At 75.3% G+C, this 6,160-nt stretch carries 7 protein-coding genes; 1 reads left to right on the top strand and 6 read right to left on the bottom strand.

Annotated features, from left to right (window positions below; all coding sequences use genetic code 11):
• Positions 1-133: 133 nt before the first annotated feature.
• The 6 genes from VIU94_RS41305 to ssd all read right to left on the bottom strand — a co-directional run bounded on the left by VIU94_RS41305 (position 134) and on the right by ssd (position 4,692).
• Positions 134-496, bottom strand: coding sequence for a TadE family type IV pilus minor pilin (locus tag VIU94_RS41305; protein WP_331920248.1), 363 nt, complete (start codon positions 494-496; stop codon positions 134-136).
• The gene (locus VIU94_RS41300; RefSeq protein WP_331920246.1) at positions 483-689 is read right to left on the bottom strand and encodes a DUF4244 domain-containing protein; all 207 of its coding nucleotides are present in this window, start codon (positions 687-689) and stop codon (positions 483-485) included. Before VIU94_RS41300 ends, VIU94_RS41305 begins: the two co-directional genes overlap by 14 nt.
• 79 nt (positions 690-768) lie before the next feature.
• Complete coding sequence (locus tag VIU94_RS41295; protein ID WP_331920244.1) at positions 769-1,542, bottom strand: type II secretion system F family protein; 774 nt, start codon at positions 1,540-1,542, stop codon at positions 769-771.
• Positions 1,539-2,393: a type II secretion system F family protein gene (locus VIU94_RS41290; protein ID WP_331920250.1), complete on the bottom strand. Its 855-nt coding sequence runs from the start codon at positions 2,391-2,393 to the stop codon at positions 1,539-1,541. Before VIU94_RS41290 ends, VIU94_RS41295 begins: the two co-directional genes overlap by 4 nt.
• Positions 2,394-2,413: 20 nt before the next feature.
• Positions 2,414-3,592: a TadA family conjugal transfer-associated ATPase gene (locus VIU94_RS41285; RefSeq protein ID WP_331920242.1), complete on the bottom strand. Its 1,179-nt coding sequence runs from the start codon at positions 3,590-3,592 to the stop codon at positions 2,414-2,416.
• Positions 3,589-4,692, bottom strand: coding sequence for a septum site-determining protein Ssd (gene ssd, locus VIU94_RS41280; RefSeq protein ID WP_331920240.1), 1,104 nt, complete (start codon positions 4,690-4,692; stop codon positions 3,589-3,591). The genes VIU94_RS41285 and ssd overlap by 4 nt, the downstream gene beginning before the upstream one ends.
• A 483-nt stretch (positions 4,693-5,175) precedes the next feature.
• On the opposite strand from ssd, the gene VIU94_RS41275 reads away from it, so the two are divergent.
• Entirely contained in the window at positions 5,176-6,051 is an 876-nt protein-coding gene (locus VIU94_RS41275) for an HAD family hydrolase (protein ID WP_331920238.1), read from the top strand.
• The last annotated feature ends 109 nt before the right edge of the window (positions 6,052-6,160 follow it).

Genomic DNA, 6,160 nt, shown 5'->3' with positions numbered 1-6,160 from the left:
GCCAGGTCGGCGGCCCCGCCGGCCCGGTGCCGGGCGGCGACCGCCTGTCCGAGCAGCAGCACGGCCCCGAACACCGCGCACAGCGCGCAGGCCGCGATCGCGGTCCACACCGTCGCCAGGCCCCGGTCGTGCCTCATGGCTCCACCCCCACGGTGTCCTCGGCGAGCGCGGCGGCCTCGGCGCGCAGCGTGAGCCCCAGGCCACCCGGCCCGGGAGCGGGCACCCGGACGGTCACTCGCCACAGTTCACCCGAACGGGTGATCGAGACCGTGGCCCCGCCGGGAGCCGCGGCACGCGCCACGGCCTCCGCGGTCGCCGCCGGCTCCGACCGGGCGGCGGCCCGGGCCCCCGCCCGGGCCGCGTCCACGCACTGGATCTGCGCGGCGGCCGCGCCCAGCGCCCAGACCAGGGCGGCGGCGAACGCCACCAGCGCTGGCAGCGCCGTCGCCGCCTCCGCGGTCACCGCGCCCCGGTCGCGGGTGTCAGAACTGCGCATCGAGCGCCTTCCCGATCACCGATTCCAGCGCGGCCTTGACGGACCCGCTCGTGACGATCTTGTAGAGCACCGTCCCGAACATGGCCGCGGCGATGGTGCCCATGGCGTACTCGGCCGTCGTCATCCCCCGGTCCGACCGCTCCCGGACCGCCTCCAGCCGACCCTTCAGCCGGTTCCAGACTCGCCTGCTCATGCCAACCCCCATGTGTTTCCGATGCGTTCAGATACGTTGTGATGTGTTCCGATGTGTCGATCCGTCGTCCCCCGCGTGTTCATCCGCGCAGGAGTCCGGTCAGGAGCCCGATGACCACCGGGGCCACCCCCAGCGCCAGGAAGGCGGGCAGGAAGCAGAGCCCGACCGGCGCGGTGATCAGCACCTGGGCCCGCTGTGCCCGGGTCTCCGCCTCCCGGGCGCGCGTCTCCCGCAGGCCGGACGCCAGCCGCGAGACGGCGTCCGCGGCGGGCGCCCCCGAGGACCCGGCCCGCTCCAGACAGCGGGCGAGGCCCTCGGCGCCCGGTATCGCGCCGAACCTCCGCCACACCTCGGCCGGTTCGCCGCCGAGCCTCAGCTCGGCGGCCGTCCGCAGCAGCGCCGCGCCCACCGGCCCGTCCAGCGACCGCCCGACCGCCTCGGCCGCCTGCCCCGGCCCCGCCCCGGCGGATACGCAGGCCGCCAGCAGATCGGCCGCGAGCGGAAGTTGCCGTACGGCGTCCTGCTCCCGGTCGGCCGGGACCCGGCGCGCCTGCCACCGCCGCACCCCGTACCCGGCGGCGATCCCCACCAGGCACCCCGTCGCCCCGCCGATCAGCACGTAACCGGCGAGCAGCGCGCCTACAGGCAACGCCCAGGGCCGCAGCCGCTCCGGGCAGCCGGGCCGCCACCGGCGGCTCCGCTCGTGCTCGGCCGCCAGCAGCTCCGCGACCCGCCGCCGCGTCCGGCGTTCGTGACGCCACCGCGCCACCGCCCACCCGGCCCACACCAGCGCGCCCACGGCACCGGCCACCGCCCCCAGCCTGTGGAGGAGTTCCTGCGACAGCCCGGTCATGCCGCCTCCCCCTTGCGCACGATCCACGTCGCCCAGCGAAGCCCCGCGCCCTGCAGGAGCACACCGGTCACCAGGCAGGCCAGCCCGACGGGCGTGTGCAGCAGCACCCGCAGCGGGCTCGCCCCCATCGCCGTCCCCAGCAGCAGCCCGACCACGGGCAGCGCCGCGAGCACCGCCACCGTCGCCCAGGTCCCGGCCAGTTGGGCGCGCAGCCGCTCCCGCTGGTCCCTGGCCCCGCGCAGCGCCCCCTCCAGCCGGTCGAGCCCGGACGCCAGGCCCGCGCCGCCGTCCACCGCGACCTGCCAGCACGCCGCGAGGCCGGCCAGCCCTTCCGCCCCGCCTTGTCGCGCCGCCCGCCGCAGTGCATCGGGCACGTCCCCGCCGAACCGGGCCGCCGCCAGGACCGCCGCCTCGTCCGGCCCCAGCCCGCCGGTCGAAGCGGCCGCGAAGCACAGCGCCGGCCCTGGCTGCCGGCCCGCGCGCAGTTCGCACGCGAGCGTCCCGCACAAGGCGACCACCGCGTCCGTCCGCGCCTCCCGCTCCTTCCTGAGCCGGGCCGCCCGCAGCCTTCGCCCGGCCAGCGGCACCGCGACCGCGCCCGCGGCCAGCGGCAGCGGCGAACCGCCCAGCAGGGCCACAAGGCCCGCCGCCACCAGGCAGAACCACTGCGGCCGCGCCCTCAGCGTCTCCCACCACCGCGCCGCGCCGCCGACCCAGAACCGCGCCCGGGGATCCGGCGCCCCCACGACGCCCCCGCCCGCGAGCACCAGCCGGGCCCTGCGCAGCCCCCGCCGCCGCCCGTCCACGACGAGCCAGGCCGCCGCGACCGCGCACCCGAGCGCCGCGCCCATGACCGGTACCGGCTCTCCCGTCAGCACGCCGCACCCCCGATCAGCGACCGCAGCCGCTCCCAGCCGCGCTCCCGCACGAAGCCCTCCGCGCCCCACCGCAGTGCGGGCACCGTCAGCACCAGCCCGGCCGCGTCCCGCTCCAGGACGTGCACCTCGGCGATCCGCCGCCGCCCCTCCCCGTCCCGGACGAGGTGGAGGACCACCGACAGCGCCGCGCCCAACTGGCTGTGCAAGGCAGCCCGGTCGAGCCCGGCAGCGGTCCCGAGAGCCTCCAGGCGGGCCGGCACGTCCGCGGCCGTGTTCGCGTGCACCGTGCCGCAGCCGCTGTGCCCCGTGTTCAGGGCGGCCAGCAGGTCCACCGCCTCACCTCCGCGCACCTCGCCGACCACGAGCCGGTCCGGCCGCATCCGCAGCGCCTGCCGCACGAGGTCCTGAAGGGTCACCAGGCCCGCGCCCTCCTGGTTCGCCGGCCGGGCCTCCAGGCGGACCACATGCGCGTGATCGGGCCGCAGCTCGGCCGAGTCCTCGGCCAGGACGATCCGCTCGCGCGCGCCGACCAGTCCGAGCAGCGCCGCAAGCAGTGTCGTCTTGCCCGAGCCCGTGCCGCCGCTGATCAGGAACGAGACCCGGCCGTCGAGCAGCGCGCGCAGCACCCGCTCGCCGCCCGGCGGCACCGTGCCCGCCGCCACCAGCTCGGCCAGGGTGAACGCCCGGGGCCGCACCACCCGCAGCGACAGGCAGGTCGAGCCCACCGCGACCGGCGGCAGCACCGCGTGCATCCAGGTGCCGTCCGGCAGCCGGGCGTCCACCCAGGGCCGCGCGTCGTCCAGCCGCCGCCCGGCGACCGCGGCGAGCCGCTGGGCCAGCCGGCGCACCGCCTCGGCGTCGGAGAAGGAGACGTCGGCCGGTTCGAGGCCGGATCCCCGGTCCACCCACACCCGGTCGGGCGCGGACACCAGCACGTCGGTCACCGACGGATCGGCGAGCAGCGGCTCCAGCGGCCCCGTGCCGACCAGCTCGCAGCGCAACTCCTCCGCCGCACCCAGCACTTCCGCGTCGCCGAGCAACCGGCCCTGCGCGCGCAGCGCGGCGGCCACCCGCGCCGGCGTCGGCTCGGCGCCGCTCTCCGCGAGCCTCCGGCGCACCGCGTCCAGCAGCCGCGCCCCGCTCTCCGGCCCCAGCACCGCCGCGGCGCTCACGACACACCCTCCGGGGCCAGGGCCTGCTCCCAGAACGCCGTGCAGAACCGGGCCAGCGGCCCGCGCGCCGCCGCCCCGGGCGGCAGACCGGCGTCCTGCGCCGCCGACAGCCCGGGATCCAGCGGCAGTTCACCGACGAGCGGCAGCCGCAGCGCGTCCGCGACCCACTGCTCGTCGAGCCCGGCCGCGTACGGGCCGCGCACCACCGCGCGCAGATCCCGCAGCACCATGCCGACCAGCGACGCGACCCGGCCCGCCGCCGCGACCGCCCGCAGTTCGCCGGGGACGACCAGCAGCCCGACGTCGAGCTGGGCCAGCGCCTCCGTCACCGCCTCGTCGACCCGGCGCGGCAGGTCCACGACGACCACGCCGCCGCGCCTGCGCCCCGCCGCGAGGACCGACCGCATGGCCTCGGGCGGCACAAGCACCGAGTCGCCCCGGTCCCAGCTCAGTACCCGGAGCCCGCGCACGGCGGGCAGCGACTCCTCCAGCGCGCCGCCGGCCACCCGTCCCTTCGAGGCGGCGAAGTCGGGCCAGCGCCGTCCCTCGGCGCGCTCGCCCCCGAGCAGCACGTCCAGTCCCCCGCCGAGCGGGTCGCCGTCGACCAGCAGTGTGCGCCGGCCGGCCCGGGCGGCGGCCAGCGCAAGGCCGCAGGCCAGCGTCGACGCGCCCGCCCCGCCGCTGCCGCCGATGACCCCGACGGTCAGCGCCTGACGCCCCACGCCCTCGGCGACGTCGGCGATCCGGTCGACCAGCCAGCCCTCGGAGTCCGGGAGCCGCAGCACACAGTCCGCGCCGATCTCCACCGCCCGCCGCCACACGTCGGGTTCGGCCTGCTCCCGCCCGACCAGCACGACGCCCTGCCGGCGTGCCGCTCCCCGGCAGCGTGCCGCCGCGTCGTCGCCGACCAGGACGAGCGGCGCGTCGTCCCAGCTCGGGCGGTGCTCGGGCACCGCATGGTGCACTTCGGGCTCGGCTCCGGCGGCGGCGCACAGCCGCAACAGGTCGTCGAGGAGCGCCACATCCTCGGTCACGATCAGCGGTCCGGCCCGCCGCCCCTCACCGGCCCGGGTCCGCTCGGCCGTGATGGATCCGGTCATCGTCCACGCCCCTCTCCCCCGTGATCCCGCCGCGCTTCGGTCGCGCGGGGCGAGATCCGTGATTCCTGTCGTCCGCGAACTTCGCGACAGGAATCACGGTGGAGCGATCCCGGAAATAAAGTGGATCTTGCTTAAAAACTGTGGATAACTCGCGGGTTGTGAATATCCACATGCCCCATACAGGGGACTTCCGGAGCGCATCCCAGCCGCTACGCTGAGTGACGAAAGTGGGAGCCGCACGCTGCCGCCGACACGCGGCGAAGGGGAGGGCGTCATGAGTGGCTGCAACACCGGAAAATGCGTCCGGACATGCGACGACCCCCGCCGGGGGGGAGAGCGGGGGTCGTCTCTCCGGCCGACTCGGGGGGGGAGGAGCCGGACCGGGTTAGCACGGTCGCGAACGATCCGTGACTTCCATGGTGTACCCGAGAGCCTTCTCAGGCAAACCCACACGCCCGAGCGTACGCCGAATGGCGGGCACCTATGCTCAGGCTCGTGGAAAACCACTCCTTGCCGCGCACAGCCGCCTTCTTTGACCTGGACAAGACGGTCATTGCGAAGTCTTCGACGCTGACCTTCAGCAAGTCCTTCTACCAAGGCGGGCTGATCAACCGGCGCGCCGTACTGCGGACCGCCTATGCCCAGTTCGTTTTTCTCGCGGGCGGTGCCGACCACGACCAGATGGAGCGGATGCGTGAGTACCTCTCATCGCTCTGCAAGGGCTGGAACGTCCAGCAGGTCAAGGAGATCGTCGCCGAGACCCTCCACGACCTGATCGACCCGATCATCTACGACGAGGCCGCGTCCCTCATCGAGGAGCACCACACCGCGGGCCGCGACGTCGTCATCGTCTCCACCTCCGGCGCCGAGGTGGTCGAGCCGATCGGCGAGCTGCTCGGCGCCGACCGGGTGGTGGCCACCCGCATGGTGGTCGGTGACGACGGCTGCTTCACCGGGGAGGTGGAGTACTACGCATACGGACCGACCAAGGCGGAAGCGATCAAGGAGCTCGCCGCCTCCGAGGGGTACGACCTGGAGCGCTGCTACGCCTACAGCGACTCCGCAACCGATGTCCCGATGCTCGCGTCCGTCGGACATCCGCACGCCGTGAATCCGGACCGCGCGCTGCGCCGTGAGGCGACCGCTCGCGATTGGCCGATTCTCGTCTTCAACCGGCCGGTCCGGCTGAAGCAACGGCTGCCCGCGTTCTCGATGCCGCCCCGGCCGGCCCTCGTCGCGATGGCAGCCGTGGGCGCTGCGGCGGCCACGGCCGGGCTCGTCTGGTATGCCAGCCGCCGGCGCAGCGCCACAGCTCAGGCCGCCGCGGCGGTCACGGGCAGCCATTTCGCCCGAATTTGAACCTAATTTGAACCTAAAAGTAAAGAAGTGCAGCCGGGCCTTCCGCTTGTCCGCTCGCAGGAGTAGAAAGGAGTCAACGGCCCGCGAGACCAAGGACATCCGAGAGGAT

It is taken from the genome of Streptomyces sp. (assembly GCF_036566765.1).
Taxonomy (GTDB): domain Bacteria; phylum Actinomycetota; class Actinomycetes; order Streptomycetales; family Streptomycetaceae; genus Streptomyces.
This window is presented reverse-complemented; position numbering and strand designations above follow the sequence as displayed.